The organism is Dyadobacter sp., assembly GCF_017744695.1.
Taxonomy (GTDB): domain Bacteria; phylum Bacteroidota; class Bacteroidia; order Cytophagales; family Spirosomataceae; genus Dyadobacter.
The window spans coordinates 537,365-556,807 of the sequence record NZ_JAGIAS010000003.1; the positions used below are offsets into that span (position 1 = coordinate 537,365).

Genomic DNA, 19,443 nt, shown 5'->3' on the forward strand with positions numbered 1-19,443 from the left:
CTAGAAGTTGACATTGATACCCAACTGAAAACTGCGTGTAGCCGGATTATTCCGTCCCACGAAACCGATGAGGTTGGTCCCGGAGCCAAATGTAAGGGCCTCCGGGTCGTACCCGCGGAATGGCGTATTCAAAAAGAGGTTTGTACCGGTAAAATTGAATCGTACAACTCCTTTGAAAACGGTTTTGGCCAATGCAGCTTTCGGAATCGCGTAGGAGAGGCTCACCGTACGTAACCGGAACCATGAACCATCCTGGATATTGAATTGCGCGGAATTCCCCATGTAACGTGCCGTCGATGGGTTGTAGAATGCATCGTCGAGCACTACCGACTTGGTATTGGGCACATAGGTTACCGAATTATCGGCACCTTTTTGTTCGACAACACCTTTAAACACGACCCGCTCGTAGCGCCGACCGGTAATCTCGATCGAACCGGAACGGAATGCATTGCGCTCGCCGAGATCGACCACGTCGCCACCCTGTCGCCATTCAAGCAGGAATGAAAGACCTATTCCGCGGTAGTTGAAGGAGTTGGTGAGTCCGGCCGTCCAATCGGGTAATGCGTTGCCCCAAGGCACAGTTACCTGGCTCGTAAGCGGAAACCCGTTCGACTGGATGAGCAACTGGCCATCCGGCGCACGCAGGTAGTCGAGACCCCACAGTTCACCGAGCTTGCTGCCTTCCCGCACTTTCAACACACCGCGGCTGCCGTTGTCGAAATAGGAGATTTCTTCAAGCTCATCCGGCATTTCAATCACCCGGCCAGACATTTTTGTAAAATTCAATGACATATCCCAATTGAACCGAGCCGTCTGCACCGGCTTGAAACTGGCTAGCAACTCGACACCCTTATTACGGATCAGGCCGATATTGGTATAATAAAAGGAATAGCCCGATACATTCGAAACAGGCGCACGAACGATCTGATCCTTGCTGTCCATCGTAAAATAGGTAGCATCGAGCATGAGCCGGTTCCGGAAAAACCGTAGCTCGGTACCGAATTCGAGCGAAGTCGTGCGCTCGGGTTTCAGGTTATCCGCCGCAGTCGTAGACCGCCGGACATAGCCGGGCACCGTATTACCAAACGGAAAATTGTCTGCCAGCTCGTAATACACGCCAATCACGTACGGATCCGTGCCCTTACCTACCTGCGCCCACGACGCGCGAAGCTTTCCGTAGCTGAGGATATTGTTTTTGGGCAGGTTTTCCGTGAAAATATATCCGGCGCTGAACGAAGGATAAAAGAAGGACCTGTTAGCCTTGGGGAGCGTCGAAACAATGTCGTTCCGGCCGGTCGCATTCAGGTACAACACATCCTTATAACTCAGCTTGGCATCCGCAAAAAAACTCACGATGCGGTATTGCAGCGGCGAATAGAAGCGCTTTTGCTGGTTACGGTAACTGCTGATTTCGTCGGTAAAAGGCGCTTTCCATCCTTCGCCGCGTTCATAATAGCTGTCAGGCCGTTTGCTGCCCACCACTGAGTTCCCGACCATCAGCGAACCATTCCAGTTTTCATTGAACTGCTTCGTGGCTGTCAGATATAAGTTGGAATTGATTTCACGGTAATTGATATACTCCCTGATCAAAAAACCTTTGACGGCCGTGCCTACATCGAAAGTACTGTCGACCTGCCGCTTGCGCCGCTCGTTGAAAGCGTCCAGGGTAATCTGGTATTTGGCCGTGAGCCAGCCGGTAACATTGTAATTCAATGTCAGATCGGCGATATAGCGATTGACCGCATCGATCCGCGGGCTCTTTTTGACGAGATAAACGGGATTATCCGTAAAACCGGGCAAAAGATTCTTGTAGGATCCATCCGGGTTCAGATAGTCGTTTACATCATAGGTATTCGGCCAGTACGACAATGCACTGAATACTGATTTATCGCCGGCAGGCGGGCGTTTTCCGCCGGAACGAATGTAGTTGAACGAGCCCGAGGCAGAAAAGCGCTTGGTAAAATTATAGGTACCGGCAATTTTAGCGGAAGTCCTTTCAAAATAGGTGGCCGGCACGATTCCTTGCTGGTAGTTATGTCCTGCCGAGACATAGATGTTGCCCTTTTCACTTCCTTTAGTGAGTGTAATATTATTATTGGTACGAAAACCAGTCCGATAAAAGCCGCGGAAATTGTCATAAATGTGGTCGGTTGTATTGCCGATGATCGATGGCCCGAACGACTGGTAGGGCGTCCGCTGGCGCACTTCCGTAGGCGAAATGAACTCCCCGAAACGGCCTTGCAGAAAGCGTGTCTGGATATCGGGTGACTTCCCCAGCACATCCACTCCACCTGATAGCGACACCGAGACATTCAGCTTCCCCGATTTGCCGCGCTTGGTGGTGATGATAATGGCGCCGTTGGAGGCCCGCAAACCATAAAGCGCCGTTGCAGCGGGACCTTTCAGTACAGAGATACTCTCGACATCGTCGGGGTTAATGTCGGCGGCGCGATTGGTATTGGCAAACTGCTCCGAGGCGCCGGGAGAAGCTGAACCTGCGCTCGGCAACGGGTTGCCGGCTGTGGTAGCATTACTGATAATAATGCCGTCAATCACAAACAATGGCTGATTATCGGCGCTTCCGCTGAGCGAGGTAATGCCCCTGAGGATGATGTTCACCCCGGCCCCTGGTGCGCCGCCCGAGCCGGTAATCACCGCGCCGGCAATCTTCCCCTGCAATGCCCCTACCATATTCGGATTGCCTGATTCTTTGATTTCATCGGACCGGATCGACTGTACCGAGTAACCGATCGCCCGCTTTTCCTGCGTTTGCCCGAGCGCAGTCACCACCACCTCATCGAGCATCGACACATCCGCCTCCATTTGCACATTTACATCTGAACGCTGGTTACCCAGAAGCACCTCTTGCTTCTTAAAACCGATAAAACTGAATACCAATACAGCACCAGGTCCGGCTTGCACCGAATATCCCCCCTTTTCATTGGTAGAAGTACCTTGGGAGGTCCCTTTGACGCTCACACTTACGCCGGGAATTTCAACCCCGTCTTTGTCCGTGACTTTGCCCGTCACCGGCCCGCTTTGCGCCCAGGCGGCATTACAGCAGAATGCCATCATCAGGCAAAGCAACGTCATGTTGTTGTGAAGTAGTTTTTTCATCATAATCAGTCAGGTGTCGTTACATGATACATGTAATTTACAATTCGTTCTTTAAAAAGTATTAATATAAATCACAATAAGACAACAAAAGGTAACATATCGATTACCCAGCGGCGCATTAGAAGCTGCCCGATGCGCATATTTTTTTTCAAGTTTTATTTCAAAAAATATTATTACTAGAAAAATAGTTTGTTAACTATAAAAATAGTTTCATATTTACGGTATGGAACTTGAAAAGCTGACCAATAAAGAAGAAGAAGTAATGCAGGTACTATGGAAGCTGGGCACCGCATTTGTGAAAGACATGCTTCCGCTTTTTACCGAGCCGAAGCTGCATTACAACACCGTATCGACCATTATCCGGAATCTGGAAGAAAAGGGCTATGTATCGCACCGGCAATTCGGGAATACCTATGAATATTTCCCTGTCGTGAAGCAGGAGGATTACCAGAACCATTTCGTGTTGGGGAAAGTCGTTGGAGGCTATTTCAACGATTCCTATAAAGACCTCGTTGCCTATTTCGCGAAGCAGGAAAAAGTGACGCCGGACGATCTGCGCGAGATCATCCGGATGATCGAAGAAGGAGCGTAGAGTATTGATGTACCACATTAATCCGCCGACTTATGCTGATCCCTTACCTCATGAAAGTCAGCCTGGTGCTGGCCGTGCTCACATTAGCTTACCGCTGGCTGATCCAGTTTGAAACATTTTCGAGACTTAACCGTGTGCTCCTTTGGCTCAATGTGGCCGCAGCCTGGACATTACCGCTCGTAAGCCTGCCGAGTTGGGGGCCGGTGGAAGTGCAAACGGAGTTTCACCAAAGCATTCCGAAAGTAGTGGAGAAACTTCCGGCACTCGGCCCATCACTGGCGGGTATTCAGTCCGAACCATTTAAAACGCAAATCGCAGCCGCGGAGCCTTCCATGACTGTTGCCGATTGGCTGCTGGTCATGTATTTTGCAGGGATGATGATTTTTTCCGCCCGATTGCTATTTCAATTAAGCCGATTGTTCATTATCGTCGCAAAAGGCCACGCCGAACAATATGCGGGCGGCAATCGCATTCTTCGTGTCGCAGGCTCGGCACCTTACTCATTTTTTAAATGGATCATTCTTGATCCGTCCAAGCATTCCGATTTTGAGTTGCGCAACATTATCGCGCACGAAACCGAACATTCCCGGCAATGGCACAGTGCCGACCTCCTGCTGACCGAAATTCAGAAGATCTGCCTGTGGTTTAACCCGTTTGCGTGGATTCACCAGAAACTCGTACGGGAAAACCTCGAATACCTCGCCGACCGCGCCGTACTGGACAATGGTATTGAGAAAAAGCAATATCAATACAACCTCCTGCATACGGTCATGCGCACGCAGGACTTGCCGTTGACCAATTCATTTGCCCAGTCGCTGCTCAAAAAACGCATTAAAATGATGAACCGGAAGCCCTCGCATTATCTGGTTTGGGGTAAATATGTGGCGGTGCTCGCATTGGTTTACATTTCATCGGCATTCGTTGCGCCTTATCGGGAGCAGATTGTTGAGCTCGCGCCGGAAATGATCAAGCCATTTGTGAAGCCATTGGTAGGAGAAGTGATTACACGAACCGAGCCTGCAAAAGACACACTTACAAGTACAATAAAAAACGAAGAAACCAACCCGGTTCCATTACACGCAAAACTTGTTGGTGAAGTATATGACACACTTCGGATTGCACAGGACTTAGGACCAAAAGTTAAAGGGATTTTTGTCCGAAATGACACCTTATACTGGGCTATTACACCTTTAATGACGTGGGAGCAGATCAATGATATGAAACCCGAACTCAAAAAATTCGGCTACGACATGACTATCAATAAGTTGCAATACGACCCATTGCAGAATTTTATCACCTCTATTTCAGTACACGTTAAAGGTCAAGGCAGTATGGGCGAAGGTGATGAAGGCGATGATAGTACTACGCCTATGAAAGGTTACTCCGGTTTTGTGCGGAAAGGCGGCCTCGGCATGGGCCAAAGTCCACCAGCTCCATTGCGAAGCGAAATGGAAAGAGATTATCGGAGTGCATTAGCCATTAAGAAGGAAAAAGAGGTTGAATTTTTTGAGAAGAACCTCTTCGGTACTATTGGGCCTAATTCGGGTGGCTCGATAAACGAGGGATTTTTTGACGGCAACGGCAACAAAGGATTGCTGGAAAGGGAAGGCTTTGGAAAATCAGAGCAAAACACGCTGCTATTTACTGACAAGCACGCCAATTCCGAATTTTACATTAATACCAACCGCTCGACCCGCGAAGAGGCAAGCAAACTTACCGTCGATAAAATCAAGAAGATTTCTTTCCGGGAAAACAACCAGCACAAGACCTACTTTGTCATTTACACCAAATAGCAGAAGGCGGCCCAAATGAGCCGCCTTCACGTTTTATTAACCTATTACAAGGTCCTATTTCAAATTCAGCTCCTCGCCAATCGCTTTCACTTTCTCTTTCAACGAAGCGTAAACGCTGTCGAAATCCTCGTTCTTCTCCAACGCAGCGCGCACGCCTACGTAGAATTTGATTTTCGGCTCGGTACCGGACGGGCGACAAGTGAACTTCGTGCCGTCTTCGGTGAAGAACTGTAACACGTTCGACGACTCGATACCCATTTCGCCCGATGGAATGGAAACCGTGCTATCCGATTTGAAATCGGTCGTTGTCAATGCTTTGTAGTCGTCCATTCTCACAACCGGCGATCCCGCGATGGTTTTCGGAGGATTGGCACGGAAGTCGGCCATCATTTGCTGGATTTCATCGGCGCCCGATTTACCTTTTTTGGTAAGTGAGATCAGCCCTTCGTAATAGAAACCGAACTGTTTGTAGATTTCCATCAGCATATCGAACAGGCTCAGGCCTTTGTCTTTGGCATAAGCCGTCAGCTCGGCGATCATTGCACAAGACGCGATTGCATCCTTGTCGCGCACCGCGTCGCCGATCAGGTAACCGTAACTTTCCTCACCGCCGCCGATAAACTGCTCCTGGCCTTCTTTCTCGCGGATTACCTGTGCGATATATTTGAAGCCCGTAAGCGTGTTATAGCATTTCACATCGTATGCCGCCGCCATTTTATCGATCAGGTCGGTGGTAACGATCGTTTTACAAACAAACTGCGTCCCGGTGAGCTTACCTGCGTCCTTCCATGCATTCAGGAGATAGTAAATGAGCACGCTGGCTGTCTGGTTGCCATTCAGGAGCTGGATTTCTCCGTGGTGGTTTTTCACAGCGATACCCACGCGGTCGGAATCAGGGTCGGTACCCATTACCAGGTCCGCATCGATTTCCTTCGCCTTCTCCACAGCTTTGGACATTGCCTCGCTTTCTTCCGGGTTTGGATAAACCACCGTCGGGAACTGGCCATTGCCTTTCGGTTCAGCCTGCTCCTGGATGACCGTCACCGCCTCGAAACCCATTTTACTCAACAATTGCGGTACCAGGGTCACGCCGGTTCCGTGCAATGGCGTGTACACGATCTTAAGGTCTTTCTGCCGCTCCAATGCCCCTTTCGAGATCGAAAGCGAGAGGATATGGTCGATATATTTTCCATCCACATCGGCACCAATTTTGGTAATCTTCGAAGCATCGCCGTCAAATTTCACCTGGTCGATGGACGTGATGGCATTCACTTCGTTAATAATGTTGGTATCGTGCGGCGCTACCACCTGCGAACCATCGGTCCAGTAGGCTTTGTAGCCATTGTATTCTTTCGGATTGTGCGAAGCCGTCACCACTACACCGCTTTTACAACCCAGCAAACGGATCGCGAAGGAAAGCTCGGGCGTAGGACGCAACGCTTCAAAAAGGTATACCGAAATCCCGTTAGCTGTGAAAATATCGGCAATGATTTTCGCAAACTCATCCGATTTGATCCGGCTGTCATAAGCCACTGCCACGCTTTTGGCCTCATTCGGGAAAGCTTTGTTCAAATAATTAGCCAATCCCTGCGTAGCGGTACCTACGGTGTAGCGATTCATACGATTGGAACCAATACCTATCAGGCCTCTCAACCCGCCCGTTCCGAATTCGAGGTCTTTGTAAAACGCATCCGTCAGTTCAGTATCGTTGCCTTCATCGATCAATTGTTGAATGGATTGTTTCGTATCGATATCATAATCACCGTTGAGCCAGCTGCTCACTTTGGTCATCACATTCGGTTCCAATTTTGCAGTCATAATCAGTTAAATAGAATTAATTAAGAGAATTTTAAAATGTATGTATCGTCCTTATTTACTAACCTCCATCGGTTCCTTCTCGATGGCCGAGAACTGCTCTTTCGCAGTTTTGTGGATCAACTCCGCCACAAGGCCCGTCCAACCGGTTTGGTGGCTTGCCCCGCATCCGCGACCATTATCACCATGGAAGTATTCGTAAAACAGAACGTGGTCGTTAAAGTTAGGGTCTTTCTGCATTTTCTCATCATGCCCGTACACCGCGCGCTTGCCCTCCGAATCTTTCTTGAAAATATCGATCAGCCGGCACGCAATAGCCAGGGCAGCGTCCTTAATTGTCGTGAGATTACCGGAGTTTGTCGGGTACTCGATCATGAAATCCTCGCCGTAGTAGGTGTGGAATTTCATCAATGAGTCAAATATGAGGTAATTCAGCGGGAACCAGATCGGCCCGCGCCAGTTGGAGTTCCCCCCCATAATGTCGGTCAACGCTTCCGCAGGCGTGTAATCGACCTGCAACACTTCTCCGTTAATATAAAACTTGTAGGGGTTTTCCTCGTGGTACTTGGACAAAGCCCGCACGCCGTAATCCGACAGGAATTCGCTCTCGTCGAGCATCCGTTTCATGATCATCTTCATCCGGTGCCCGCGCAGGATCGACAGCAGTCTGTTTTCCCCCTTCCCTGATTCGAACCAGCGGGAAATCAGCCGCGCGAGGTCAGGGCGGTTGGCCAGCACCCATTCAACCCGGCGTTTGAAAATCGGTAGCTTGTCCAGATTCTGCGGATCAAGGATTTCCACCGCAAACAACGGGATCAACCCTACGATAGAACGAACTTTCAACAGAATGCTCTGGCCGTTCGGAATGTGGATTACGTCATAGTAGAATTGGTCTTCCTCGTCCCAAAGGCTGATCGACGAGTTTTTACCGCCAATCGATTCCATCGCACCTGCAATGTGCAGGAAGTGTTCGAAGAATTTAGAAGCCATATCCTGGTAAACGCCATGTACAAGCGCCACCTCCACCGAAATACGGAGCATATTGAGCGTGTACATCGCCATCCAGCCCGTCGCGTCGGCCTGTTGCAACTTCCCGCCAAATGGCATCGGCGTAGATCGATCGAATACTCCGATATTATCCAGCCCGAGGAAACCGCCACTGAATATGTTGTTGCCGGTATCGTCCTTCTGGTTAACCCACCAGGTGAAGTTCAGCAGCAGTTTATGGAATATCTTTTCCAGAAATTCAATATCCCCTACCCCGTTGTTCTGTTCCCGGTCGATCTCGTACACCTTCCAGGTCGCCCAACCGTGTACAGGCGGGTTGACGTCGGAGAAGTTCCACTCGTATGCGGGTATCTGCCCGTTCGGGTGCATGTAATACTCGCGCAGGAGGATTTCGAGTTGTCTTTTGGCAAAATCGGCATCTACCCTCGCCAATGGTACGCAATGGAAAGCTAAATCCCAGGCGGCAAACCACGGGTATTCCCATTTGTCAGGCATTGAAATGATATTGGCCGCATACAAATGCTTCCAGCCCGAGTTACGGCCCCATTTACGGCCCTGGTTCGGTCCCGGTTGCGCGGGGTCACCTTTCAACCATTCGTACACATTATAGTAGTAGAATTGCTTGCTCCAAAGCATTCCGGCGTACGATTGCCGCTGGATCGAGCGAAGGTCGGCGTCGGCTACATCACGCTGTAAATCATCGTAAAACTCATCGGCTTCACGGATTCGTTTGTTGAAAAAATCTTCAAAACCACCGAACGGCTCCGAAATGGAGTGATTCACAAACCGGAGGCGTAAAGTGACGCTTTCCCCGCCTTTGATGGTTTTGGTAAAACGGGCCGCAGCCTTTGTACCGATATTGTTCGGATTAACGGTATTCGACTTCTGACCACTTACAATGTAGTCGTTGATCCCGTCTTTCGGATAAGCCGTGTTATTGGCTGTGCCGTAAAGCTTTTTGAAGTTCGTCTCGTTCTCGCAGAATAGCAGTTCATCCGCACCATCGAGATAGAGGTTGTATTTCCCATGCTTCCGGTGCGTTACCTCGATCAGGCGGTTTGAAATACCATTCATGATCGGCTTATAGTTGAACGCCTCATAACCCCACGACCAGGTGTTCCGGAACATGATTTGCGGCAGCACGGTAATAGGCGCATCTTCCTTGCCCCGGTTGAAAACCGTCACTTTCATCAGGATATCCTCCTCATCGGCCTTTGCATGCTCGATAAAAATATCGAAATACTCATCGTTATCGAACACACCTGTGTCCATAATCTCGTATTCCGGGTCCTGTTTGCCCCGCCGCCCGTTTTCCTGCCGTAGCTTGTCGTACGGAAATGCCTGCTGCGGGTACTTATACAGCATTTTGGTATACGAATGCGTGGGGGTACTATCGAGATAATAATACATCTCCTTCACATCTTCCCCGTGATTCGATTCGCGGTTGGTCAGACCGAAAATGCGTTCTTTCAGTATTTTGTCCTTATGGTTCCAGAACCCGAAAGACAGACATATATGTTGCTTGTTATCAGAAAAACCACCGATCCCGTCCTCGCCCCAGCGGTATGCTTTGGAAAGGGCCATTTCATGGGTGATATAGTTCCAGGCGTCGCCATTTCCACTATAATCCTCCCTAACCGTGCCCCATTGGCGCTCCGATAAGTAAGGTCCCCATTTCTTCCATCCCTTATTTTCTGTTTGAAGACTTAACCTAACTTTTTCAGCTCCTTGTGCCATTAATCCGTCAATTTTTCGAAAGGAATGAATTTCAATAATTACCCAATTTAGAAAACCGGTTTTCAAAAACACCAGAAACCGGAAGAAAATTGAAAAAATTTAACAATCCGGCAGCTGGTTATCCGCGGCTACAAAAAAGCGCATAAACGACTCATAATGAGCCCAAATAAGTAACCTGCGAATACTTGCAATTAAAGGACCGGGTTGTCTATTCGGATAATATCATAGGAAACGTCCCCCGCGAAGAAATGCGTAAGGGGCGCCGCCTTTTGCGAAGTTTCGACCAGCAGGGGATGCCGTTCGGCGTGCAACAATTCCTCCACGTCCGAGACATATTCCTTGAACATCAATGGATTGGGCAGCTGATAAAACTGGCCGTCGGCGGCTTTCAATACCGGAACGGGAGTCACTTTTCCCCCGGCATTCAATAAGCCATAGCGACGCCGCGCTTCGACATACGCTTCGTCGGTGGCATCGAAAACGATATGTTCAAGCGGCTTTTCAGTGGCCAAACTGGCAGCTATGCGTTTATCGAGCGTTTCGAGCAATGCACGGAGCGCCCAGGTGTGCTTGCCCGTACGTATGCGCTCGCGCAGCGACTGACGTACCAGGTAGGTCAATGCCTGAGTTACGTTCAAACCTATCTCCGCCATTTGTTTGAAAATGAAAGAGGTAGGTGACATTCCCGGGATCGTGTTCGGGTCGTGGAGCAGGATAGTGCCATTTTCAGTCAGAAATCCATCGATCCGCACGCAGGCGTTAATACCCAGTTGCTGAAACGTCGCGGCGATCATCTGCTGAATTTCCTGGTTCTTTTCAAGCGTTGTATCCACGGGAATACGCTTGCGGCTCGCACCAGGCTTATATTTGGCATTAAAATCGAAAACCTTCACCATTTTGATTACTTCGCTCGGCGGCAATGCCAATGGCGAACCATCATCGAACTGAATGCAGCCACAGGAAAACTCCTGGCCATCCACAAACTCTTCTACCAATACCTGATCCTCTGCATTGGAGCTGCTCAGTAACGCGTGCTCATTTCCTTTCGAAAAATAGATTTCCAGCTCGCTGATCAGCGTCGTAGGATGATAGATCGTCTTTTCGCCCAGGATCACCGGGAAACCGATACCTTCATCCAGGTTAGCGATTTTTTGTCCCCAGGCCAGTTTTTCGGCTTCATCCAACTCCGTCCAGGTCTCCGCATCGAGTTCAATCTGGAAAAAACACTGGTTTACAGCCGATACGAATTCTTCCAGGGAATCTTCCTTCACAATCGCCACGCCGATCGACGAGCCCTGGTGAGGAGCCTTGATGACCAACGGCAGTCCAAGATGCTTTTTCAAAACCTGGAAAAGCAGCGGGTAATCCTTCGGTATCCACTGATTGTATTTGAGCGTCCAGCTTTTCTTTTCCTGCCCGTTCACGAGGGCAATCATTTCATTTTGTAATATCTTATCAATTCCAACAGCGGAGCCCATCAAACCCGGACCGCTATATGGGATTTTATACCATTCCAGCAAACCCTGAATCGCACCATCTTCACAATCCGGGCCGTGCATAGCCAGGAACGCAAAATCGAAATGCTCCTTGAATTCCAGCGGCGAAATCAGTTTCCCGATTTCAGCAGAAACACCGGCAGCCGCCAGTTCGGGAAAAGATTCGATGTAAGTTTTAAAGCCGTCTTTTTGAATGCCCGGCGCGGGATAAAATTCCCGGATCTCGGACGAATACATTAATTCCTTTTGCAGCAGAATAAACCTGCCGAAACTGTCCACAAAAACCGGTACCGGCTCAAAAAGTGACTTATCGAGGTATTCAAATGCCGTTTTACCGCCTGCAAATGATATCTCCCTTTCGCGGGAAGGACCTCCAAAAAAAATTCCGATACGCATGTTTGATATTCCTGATTAATGCATTCCAATGATGCCCGCAATATAAGTGACTAATCGGGAGGAATCAATTTCTGGCTATTTACCGCACCGATTAAAACGCAAAAAGCAGCTTCCCGTTCAGGAAACTGCTTTCGATCAATATTGATATGCGTTTTCCGCTGCTATGCCAGCTCGGCCACATTCGAGGAAACAACTTTATTAATGTAAGGCACTGCTTTGCGGATCGATTCTTCCAGGCCTGCGCGGAAAGTCATAGCGCTCATCGGGCAGCTTTGGCAGGAGCCTTGCAGTTCCAGCTTCACAATCATGTCGTCCGTCAGTTCCACCAATTTCACATCACCTCCGTCTGCATGCAGGTAAGGACGCACGGTTTCGAGCGCCTGCTCGATCAATTCTATGGTTTTTTCTTTTGAATCCATTGTTAAAAAGTCTGTCTGCTAAGATGCAAGATTATATCCAAAAAATCAAATCATTCAGTTACTAACTGCTAAACCTGAATTTCAACAGCTTTCGTTTTTTCACGCGATGCATTCCGGATAGCAATTTGCTGTGCCAACGCTTCCGCGGCGTCCATAAACGCGTCATTCACGATCGGATTCGTATCCATTACCGCCGGACGGCCGTCATCGCCCGCCTCGCGAATGCCCTGTACCAATGGAATCTGGCCGATCAGAGGCACGTCAAATTTATCCGCCAGCGATTGTCCGCCTCCTGTGCCAAAAATGTGGTATTTGTGGTCGGGCAGCTCCTCGGGCGTAAACCAGGCCATGTTTTCAATCACACCTAGGATAGGCACATTAATCTGCGGTTGCTTGAACATCGACAAACCTTTCACAGCATCCGCAAGCGCCACTTTTTGGGGTGTCGTCACGACTACCGCTCCGGTTACCGGCACAGTCTGGACCAATGTCAGGTGAATATCGCTGGTACCGGGAGGCAAGTCGATCAACAAGTAATCCAGATCGCCCCAGTCGGTATCGCCGAAAAACTGGCGCAACGCCTGACTAGCCATGGGGCCCCTCCAAACAACCGCACTATCAGGCGGTGTCAGAAAGCCTATCGACATCATTTTAATGCCATATTGACGGATCGGGTTGATAAAGTTCTTTCCGTCTTTGGGCGTAATTGTGGGCTGCATATTCTCCGCACCAAACATCACCGGGATCGAAGGCCCGAAGATATCCGCATCGATAATACCCACTTTCGCTCCCGAGCGGTGCAACGCCATCGCGAGGTTGGCCGTAACCGTCGATTTACCGACCCCGCCTTTCCCGGACGAAATTGCGATCACGTTTTTAACGCCTGGAATCAGCGGACCTGTGTGCCGGGTAGTCGTCACATTGGCCGTAAGCTTGATGATCACCTCTACATCCGGACTCAGATGCTCATGGATCGCATTCTCGCAATTCTTTCTGATCAGTTCTTTGAGGGGACAGGCCGGCGTGGTAAGCACTACCGTAAACCGGACCTGGTTCACACCGATTTCTATATCCTGGATCATACCGAGCGTCACCAGGTCCTTTTTCAAGTCCGGCTCTTCCACAGTACTCAACGCCTGCAATACTTTTTCTTTATTGATTGTAAATTCTCCCATTATTATGGTTGGTACTTTGACTTGATATTATGCAACACGAAATGCCGCCAATGAGTTTGTTACATTCCCGGAAATTCTCCGATCCTACGTTCCACTTCCTCCATTTCCTCTGAAACATCCAAATTTCGTGAAATCGCGTTGAGCTTGCTCCACAGCGATTTCAACATTTTCAAATGTCCCGGCGTGAGGCCATGCTGCGGCCGGTGCGCCAGGGTATCCCGGACAGACGCCCATTCATTCATGAACTTCAATGAGCCGGCTTCTATGTAGGTCCGGGCAAATGCGTTGAAAACGTATTCTTCCGCCACCGTACTTGGATGGATCATATCTTCCTTGTAGAACCGGTAATCACGCAGTTCATCGATCATGATCTCGTACGACGGAAAATAGTCTACATGCTTGTATTTTTCCGAAAGACGGTGGGCGACCAGACGCAGCGTCGACTTGCTCACCTGATTAAGCGGAAGCGTGTCCCGTGTGTGGCGCACAGGGCTTACCGTAAGCAATATGCGCAACTTGCGGTTATAGGGTATCAATTTCTGGATCAACTGGTCGAATGCGATCGCTATCTGATCGAAATGCAGGAGCTCCTTAATGAAACGATCGCTGGGGAGCTTATGACAATTGCCTACGATCAGGTTTGTCTGCCTGTGGCGGTACGCATAGGCAGTCCCGAGGGTAATCACGAGCAGGTCGGCCTCCGCCAGAAACTCACGAATCTCATCCAATTGGTCGGAAAGCTGGGCATCCAATGCACCCTGACCAGTTGCCCATTGTGAAGAATGAAAATCGTGGTGAAGCCAGATTTGGTCGGGATTTTGCAGGAACAATGCCGGATTAGGCCTTTTCCCTTCCACGGCGCTGTCGAGTATTTTGCATATCGTCAGCGGATTGAACACCGTCCCCATCGGGTTATTGAGTACATCAAACTTAAAACCGCCCAACTGGCTGCCCAATACTTCGGCAAAGCAGGAGCCGATGGTCAGTATTTTAGTGTGATGGTCAATCTTCCAATCCGGGGTATCCAGGGCAACTTCCGTACTCAACTTTATTTCCTTCATTACATAAAAACGACAAGCGGGCTACAAAATTAAGCATGAAAACCACAGGATTTCACTAAATGCTGGGGTTTAGCAATTTATAATTTGGGTTATTAGAAAATTTTATATGTTTGACGGTAGTTCACAACACACTATCAGTCGTTAAATGTATGGATGAGAAGACGTATCCGTTCACGCTCATTCCCGGGGAGCTGGTCTATAAGTTTGAGAGCGTTAGTGCAAACAAAAAGATTCAGAAAGCTGTTTTGTTTACACCAACCGGAAATGGGATCGTCTTCAACCTGGCTTTGGTAGACCTGGATACAGACAACCAGATGAGAGATGATATTGAAAGTAGGAATGGGGATATGCCAACAGTTCTGGCCACTGTTTTTCAAATCATTGAGGACTTTCTGAATACGAGCCCGGAGCGCATTGTAATGTTCAAGGGCAGCGATAGCCGGAGACAGCGGCTGTATAGAATCGTCCTGAGCCGCGAATTTTCCTCCATTTCGGAGAAATTCGAAATATTTGGTGGACAGCGTGGCAAAGCGGTCCCCTTCGTCGCAAACGTTAGTTACGAACAATATTACATCAAGCTGCATTCACATGAAGGAGAACAAAGCATTAAAACAGAGCGAGACATTTAAGCTAACTCCCGCCCAGCAACAATTCGTGGATCAAAAGTTAAAGGATGCCAATGAATACCTTAAGACGGCAGATTTATCCCTGCTTTTTGAAAAAAAGTCTAAACCTGAACACCCCTCAAAGTCATAGATAAATGTTCCTACCCTTTGTATTCAAATTGGCAGTAACTGCCGCAATCGTCGGTTGCTCCCAATCCACGTCAGACAAGACACTAGCTCCCGCTACCTACGAATTCGCCCCCACCCCGTCCTGGCAGGACGAGTTCAACTATACCGGCAAACCGGATGCAACCAAATGGAGCTACGACCTCGGCGACCACGGCTGGGGCAATAACGAGTTGGAAAATTATACCGACAAAATCGAGAATGCGAAGGTAGAGAATGGCAATCTGGTCATTATCGCCATAAAGGAACCATCCGGTAAGCAACAGCATAGCTCTGCACGGCTGGTTTCGAAGGGTAAAGCAGATTTTACGTACGGAAAATTCGAGATCAGAGCGAAACTGCCGAAAGGCCGGGGAACCTGGCCGGCCATCTGGATGCTGGCCAGCGGGAACAGCTACGGTAACAGAGGCTGGCCTGATAATGGCGAGATCGATATCATGGAACACGTCGGTTTCGATCAGGACCGGTTGCATGGGAATATCCACACGAAAGCTTTCAATCACGCCATTAAAACCAACAAAGGCAACAACATAGTCGTGAAACGCCTTTCGGAGGACTTCCACGTGTACACATGTGAATGGACGCCCGAGGCGGTCACGATCCTGGTGGATGGCAATGCCTATTTCACATTCAAAAAGGAAGCAACCTACCAATGGCCGGAATGGCCGTTCGACAAGCCGTTTCATTTAATTTTAAATGTCGCGGTAGGCGGTAACTGGGGTGGGCAAAAGGGCGTGGATGACAGCATTTTCCCACAAAAAATGGAGGTCGATTACGTGCGCGTGTACCCGCTCGTAACGAAGTAACGGCTTTGAAAATCCAGTGCACGGAAGTATCTTGCACCATGGATCATTTCGTTGTTTCGGCCAGGAAGTATCGTCCCGTCACCTTTGATTCGGTGGTGGGTCAATCACACATCACTACCACATTAAAGAATGCCATTCGCACCAATCACCTCGCACAAGCTTTCCTTTTCTGCGGTCCCCGCGGCGTAGGAAAGACGACCTGCGCGCGTATTTTGGCCAAAACCATCAACTGCCAGAACCTTGGCGACGATGCGGAGGCTTGCGGCGAATGCGAGTCTTGTGTGAGCTTCCAGAACAACGCTTCTTTCAATATTCACGAGCTCGATGCGGCTTCCAATAACTCTGTGGAGGACATCCGCAACCTGATCGATCAGGTGCGCTACCCGCCCCAGACCGGGAAGTACAAGATCTACATTATCGATGAGGTCCACATGCTTTCGCAGGCCGCTTTCAATGCATTCCTGAAAACATTGGAAGAGCCGCCTTCGTACGCCATTTTCATTCTTGCGACCACGGAGAAGCATAAAATCCTGCCAACGATCCTTTCGCGCTGTCAGATATTCGATTTTAACCGCATTCAATCGAAAGATATCGCGCACCACCTTGCGGATATTGCGAAAAAAGAAGGCATCAACGCCGAACATGAAGCCCTCGAACTGATCGGCCAGAAAGCCGACGGCGGTCTGCGCGATGCGCTTTCCATGTTCGACCTTAACGTCACGTTTTCTACGAACAACCACCTCACCTATGCTGCGGTGCTGGAAAACCTGCACATTCTGGATTACGATTATTATTTCAAAATCACGGACGCGCTCACGGCAGGCAGCATTGCCCGCTCGCTGGTCCTGTTCGATGAGATTTTAAGAAAAGGATTCGACGGCCACCTTTTTGTCATAGGCCTTCTGGAACACTTTCGAAATCTGCTCGTGTGCAAGGACCCGGCAACGGTTACCCTGTTACAGGTTTCGGAATCTGCCGAGCGGAAATACCTTGAACAGTCCCTGATGGCCGATCTCAGCTTCCTGCTCTCGGCGCTCAGCATTACGGGGCAATGCGATATCAATTACAAATCGGCAAAAAACCAGCGATTGCATGTGGAGCTCTGTCTCATGAAACTCGCCAATTTGCCCCAGGTTCTTCAACTTCATTCTCTTGCTGCCGTTGATGAAACGGCAAAAAAAAAAGTTGAGCCCCAACAACCCCTGAACCATTCGGGAGCCACCGCTCCGGGAGCCACCGCCCCGGGAGCCGCCGCTCCGGGAGCCGCTGCTTCACAGCAAGTCGCTCCGGCAAATGGCCAACCATCCAACGGAAGTGCATATACCAATGCGCCCGCACAATCAGCGGCGCAGCCAGCGGGATATCAGGCACAGCCTATTCAGGCCGTTCCTCAGCAGCAAGCTCCCCAGCAAGCTGGGCCTTCGCGACTGAAAACTACCGTTTCGCTGACACAATCGCTTACACCACCCACACAGCAGCCTGCCAAGCAAAGCAATGCCGAGGCTTCAATAGATTACGCTACTGTTCCCAATGGTGCAAAAAAGGAGGAATTGACACTGGCAAACCTGCAACGCTTCTGGTATGAATTCTCCCAAAAGCGCCTCCAAGCAGGAAATTCAACCACGGAGCAAATCACATTGAACCGTGAAATTCAACTGAATGGCAGTACGATCGAAATCGCGCTCGACAATGATCACCAGCAGGATGCGGTGATGAACATGCGGTATGAATTACTGGGTTTTCTGAAAGCGAGGCTCGATGCCCCGAAACTGGATATTAACCCTCGTGTTGCACCACAGGAAGTGAACAGGCTACCTTATACACCTGCCGAGAAATTCAATTTTTTGGCAGAAAAAAACCCCTACTTACTCGAATTGAAACAAGCACTCGGGCTGGATGTGGATTTCTAGTATTGGGAAGATTTCCTTTTCAGGAACAGTTCGTGCAAATGAAGTACTTGCGGGATCAACTCGGAAGCATCGTCATTGTTCACAATGTAGTCCGCAATTTCACGCCTGGATTCATCGGAAACCTGGCGTTCGATAATCGCCCTGATCTCCTGCTCCGAACGCTTGTCTCTTTGCAATATCCTTTGGACGCGTAGCTCAGCAGGGGCTTCCACCACGACTACATAATCCACCGCATTGGACTGACCAGCCTTAGCCATAATAGCCGCCTCCTTCACCACGTATGGCACGCCGGCATGTTGCGCAACCCACGCTTTCGTATCACGAAGCACAACAGGGTGAATAATCGCATTCAGTTCCTTTAACAATGACTCATTTTTGAAGACACCGGACGCGACAAACCGGGTATTGTACATCCCATCCTGATCATAGGCCTCGTCTCCGAGCAATGCAACCACTTTTTCGCGAATCTCGCGATCGTTATTGGTAAGCCATTTGGCGCGACTATCGGCATAGTAGACAGGAATATCCAGGCATTCGAACAACTTGCAAACCATGCTTTTCCCGGAACCAATGCCCCCGGTAACACCTATAAGAAGCGGAAGATCCATGTGGTTATCAGTCAAATGAGGAATAAGCTATGGCTGTGGCGGTGCGCTCAGGAATTGTGCGACTTCGAAGCTGACATATACGTCGCGGTGGCTCACTTCCACCAATGGCGAAACCGGCAACGGAATCGGCAGGCTTTCGTCGTAGTTGTTCTGAATCTTGGGCGTAGGCACGCGGATTTTAATCGTATCCGGGAAGTTTTTGATCAATGAAACCGGCCCGTCCACTGAAATAAGTGAAGGCGAGACATTGATGAAACTGGAAATCACATACCCTTCGCGTACGTCAATACCCGCGCTATCGACGCGGATCGGGATGATCTTCCTGATTTTGGGCTCGAAATTAAGTTCAAAAGTATCCGCTACCACATAGTTGACGTGCAGGTTAGGGAACATTTCCGTAATCTGATCTGTCAGCGTGGTTGAGTTGATGAAACTGGACACCGTCGGATTCTGCACCCGGTAGACCACCGGATTGGCATTAAAATTCAGCCAGGATTTTTGAAGCAAAGTCCAGCCATCCCCCGTTACATTTACCGAAATCCGTTTGGGAAGCGGCTGCATCGGAACATAGGCTGCGTTATCGTACTCGATCGACAGCGGATAATTCAGTTTAAGGGAGTAATTGTCCTTGTTAAGGACATTCATTAACCAAAAAAAGGATGCTGCAAGCAAGCATCCTATAAACGTTTTGATCCTGTTCTGGTTGGGTGGGACTTGAC

Annotated in this window: 14 protein-coding genes; 5 read left to right on the forward strand and 9 right to left on the reverse strand. The window is 49.4% G+C overall.

Features of this window, described 5'->3' with window-relative positions; all coding sequences use genetic code 11:
• Entirely contained in the window at positions 1-3,120 is a 3,120-nt protein-coding gene (locus tag J7619_RS14325) for a SusC/RagA family TonB-linked outer membrane protein (RefSeq protein WP_291199347.1), read from the reverse strand.
• A gap of 220 nt (positions 3,121-3,340) precedes the next feature.
• Between J7619_RS14325 and J7619_RS14330 the strand changes: the two genes are divergently transcribed.
• Together J7619_RS14330 and J7619_RS14335 are read left to right on the forward strand one after the other, a co-directional pair.
• Complete coding sequence (locus J7619_RS14330; RefSeq protein WP_291199349.1) at positions 3,341-3,709, forward strand: BlaI/MecI/CopY family transcriptional regulator; 369 nt, start codon at positions 3,341-3,343, stop codon at positions 3,707-3,709.
• Positions 3,710-3,741: 32 nt separating this feature from the next.
• Entirely contained in the window at positions 3,742-5,502 is a 1,761-nt protein-coding gene (locus J7619_RS14335; RefSeq protein ID WP_291199351.1) for a M56 family metallopeptidase, read from the forward strand.
• Between the two features lie 54 nt (positions 5,503-5,556).
• On the opposite strand, the gene J7619_RS14340 is transcribed toward J7619_RS14335, so the two are convergent.
• From J7619_RS14340 to J7619_RS14365, 6 genes are all read right to left on the reverse strand, one after another.
• Positions 5,557-7,320 carry a phospho-sugar mutase gene (locus J7619_RS14340; protein WP_291199353.1) on the reverse strand — a complete coding sequence of 588 codons (1,764 nt, stop codon included), beginning with the start codon at positions 7,318-7,320 and terminating at the stop codon, positions 5,557-5,559.
• Positions 7,321-7,371: 51 nt separating this feature from the next.
• Positions 7,372-10,062, reverse strand: coding sequence for an MGH1-like glycoside hydrolase domain-containing protein (locus J7619_RS14345; RefSeq protein WP_291199355.1), 2,691 nt, complete (start codon positions 10,060-10,062; stop codon positions 7,372-7,374).
• A 191-nt stretch (positions 10,063-10,253) separates the two neighbouring features.
• On the reverse strand, positions 10,254-11,954 hold the full coding sequence (locus J7619_RS14350; RefSeq protein WP_291199357.1) for a D-alanine--D-alanine ligase: 1,701 nt from the start codon (positions 11,952-11,954) through the stop codon (positions 10,254-10,256).
• A 161-nt stretch (positions 11,955-12,115) separates the two neighbouring features.
• The gene (locus J7619_RS14355; RefSeq protein WP_291199359.1) at positions 12,116-12,373 is read right to left on the reverse strand and encodes a NifU family protein; all 258 of its coding nucleotides are present in this window, start codon (positions 12,371-12,373) and stop codon (positions 12,116-12,118) included.
• Positions 12,374-12,441: 68 nt separating this feature from the next.
• The gene (locus tag J7619_RS14360; protein ID WP_291199362.1) at positions 12,442-13,548 is read right to left on the reverse strand and encodes an Mrp/NBP35 family ATP-binding protein; all 1,107 of its coding nucleotides are present in this window, start codon (positions 13,546-13,548) and stop codon (positions 12,442-12,444) included.
• A gap of 59 nt (positions 13,549-13,607) precedes the next feature.
• Positions 13,608-14,609 carry a GSCFA domain-containing protein gene (locus J7619_RS14365; RefSeq protein ID WP_291199365.1) on the reverse strand — a complete coding sequence of 334 codons (1,002 nt, stop codon included), beginning with the start codon at positions 14,607-14,609 and terminating at the stop codon, positions 13,608-13,610.
• Positions 14,610-14,758: 149 nt separating this feature from the next.
• Between J7619_RS14365 and J7619_RS14370 the strand changes: the two genes are divergently transcribed.
• The 3 genes from J7619_RS14370 (at position 14,759) to J7619_RS14380 (ending at position 18,116) form a co-directional block, all read left to right on the forward strand.
• Positions 14,759-15,238: a DUF6934 family protein gene (locus tag J7619_RS14370; RefSeq protein WP_291199368.1), complete on the forward strand. Its 480-nt coding sequence runs from the start codon at positions 14,759-14,761 to the stop codon at positions 15,236-15,238.
• A gap of 131 nt (positions 15,239-15,369) precedes the next feature.
• Complete coding sequence (locus J7619_RS14375) at positions 15,370-16,206, forward strand: glycoside hydrolase family 16 protein (protein ID WP_291199370.1); 837 nt, start codon at positions 15,370-15,372, stop codon at positions 16,204-16,206.
• Positions 16,207-16,244: 38 nt separating this feature from the next.
• Entirely contained in the window at positions 16,245-18,116 is a 1,872-nt protein-coding gene (locus J7619_RS14380) for a DNA polymerase III subunit gamma/tau (protein ID WP_291199373.1), read from the forward strand.
• On the opposite strand, the gene coaE is transcribed toward J7619_RS14380, so the two are convergent.
• Together coaE and J7619_RS14390 are read right to left on the reverse strand one after the other, a co-directional pair.
• A complete protein-coding gene (gene coaE, locus J7619_RS14385) occupies positions 18,113-18,724 on the reverse strand; it encodes a dephospho-CoA kinase (protein ID WP_291199376.1) in 612 nt (203 codons plus the stop codon). The two genes, J7619_RS14380 and coaE, sit on opposite strands and share 4 nt — an antisense overlap.
• Before the next feature lie 27 nt (positions 18,725-18,751).
• A complete protein-coding gene (locus tag J7619_RS14390; RefSeq protein ID WP_291199379.1) occupies positions 18,752-19,369 on the reverse strand; it encodes a hypothetical protein in 618 nt (205 codons plus the stop codon).
• Between the last annotated feature and the right edge of the window lie 74 nt (positions 19,370-19,443).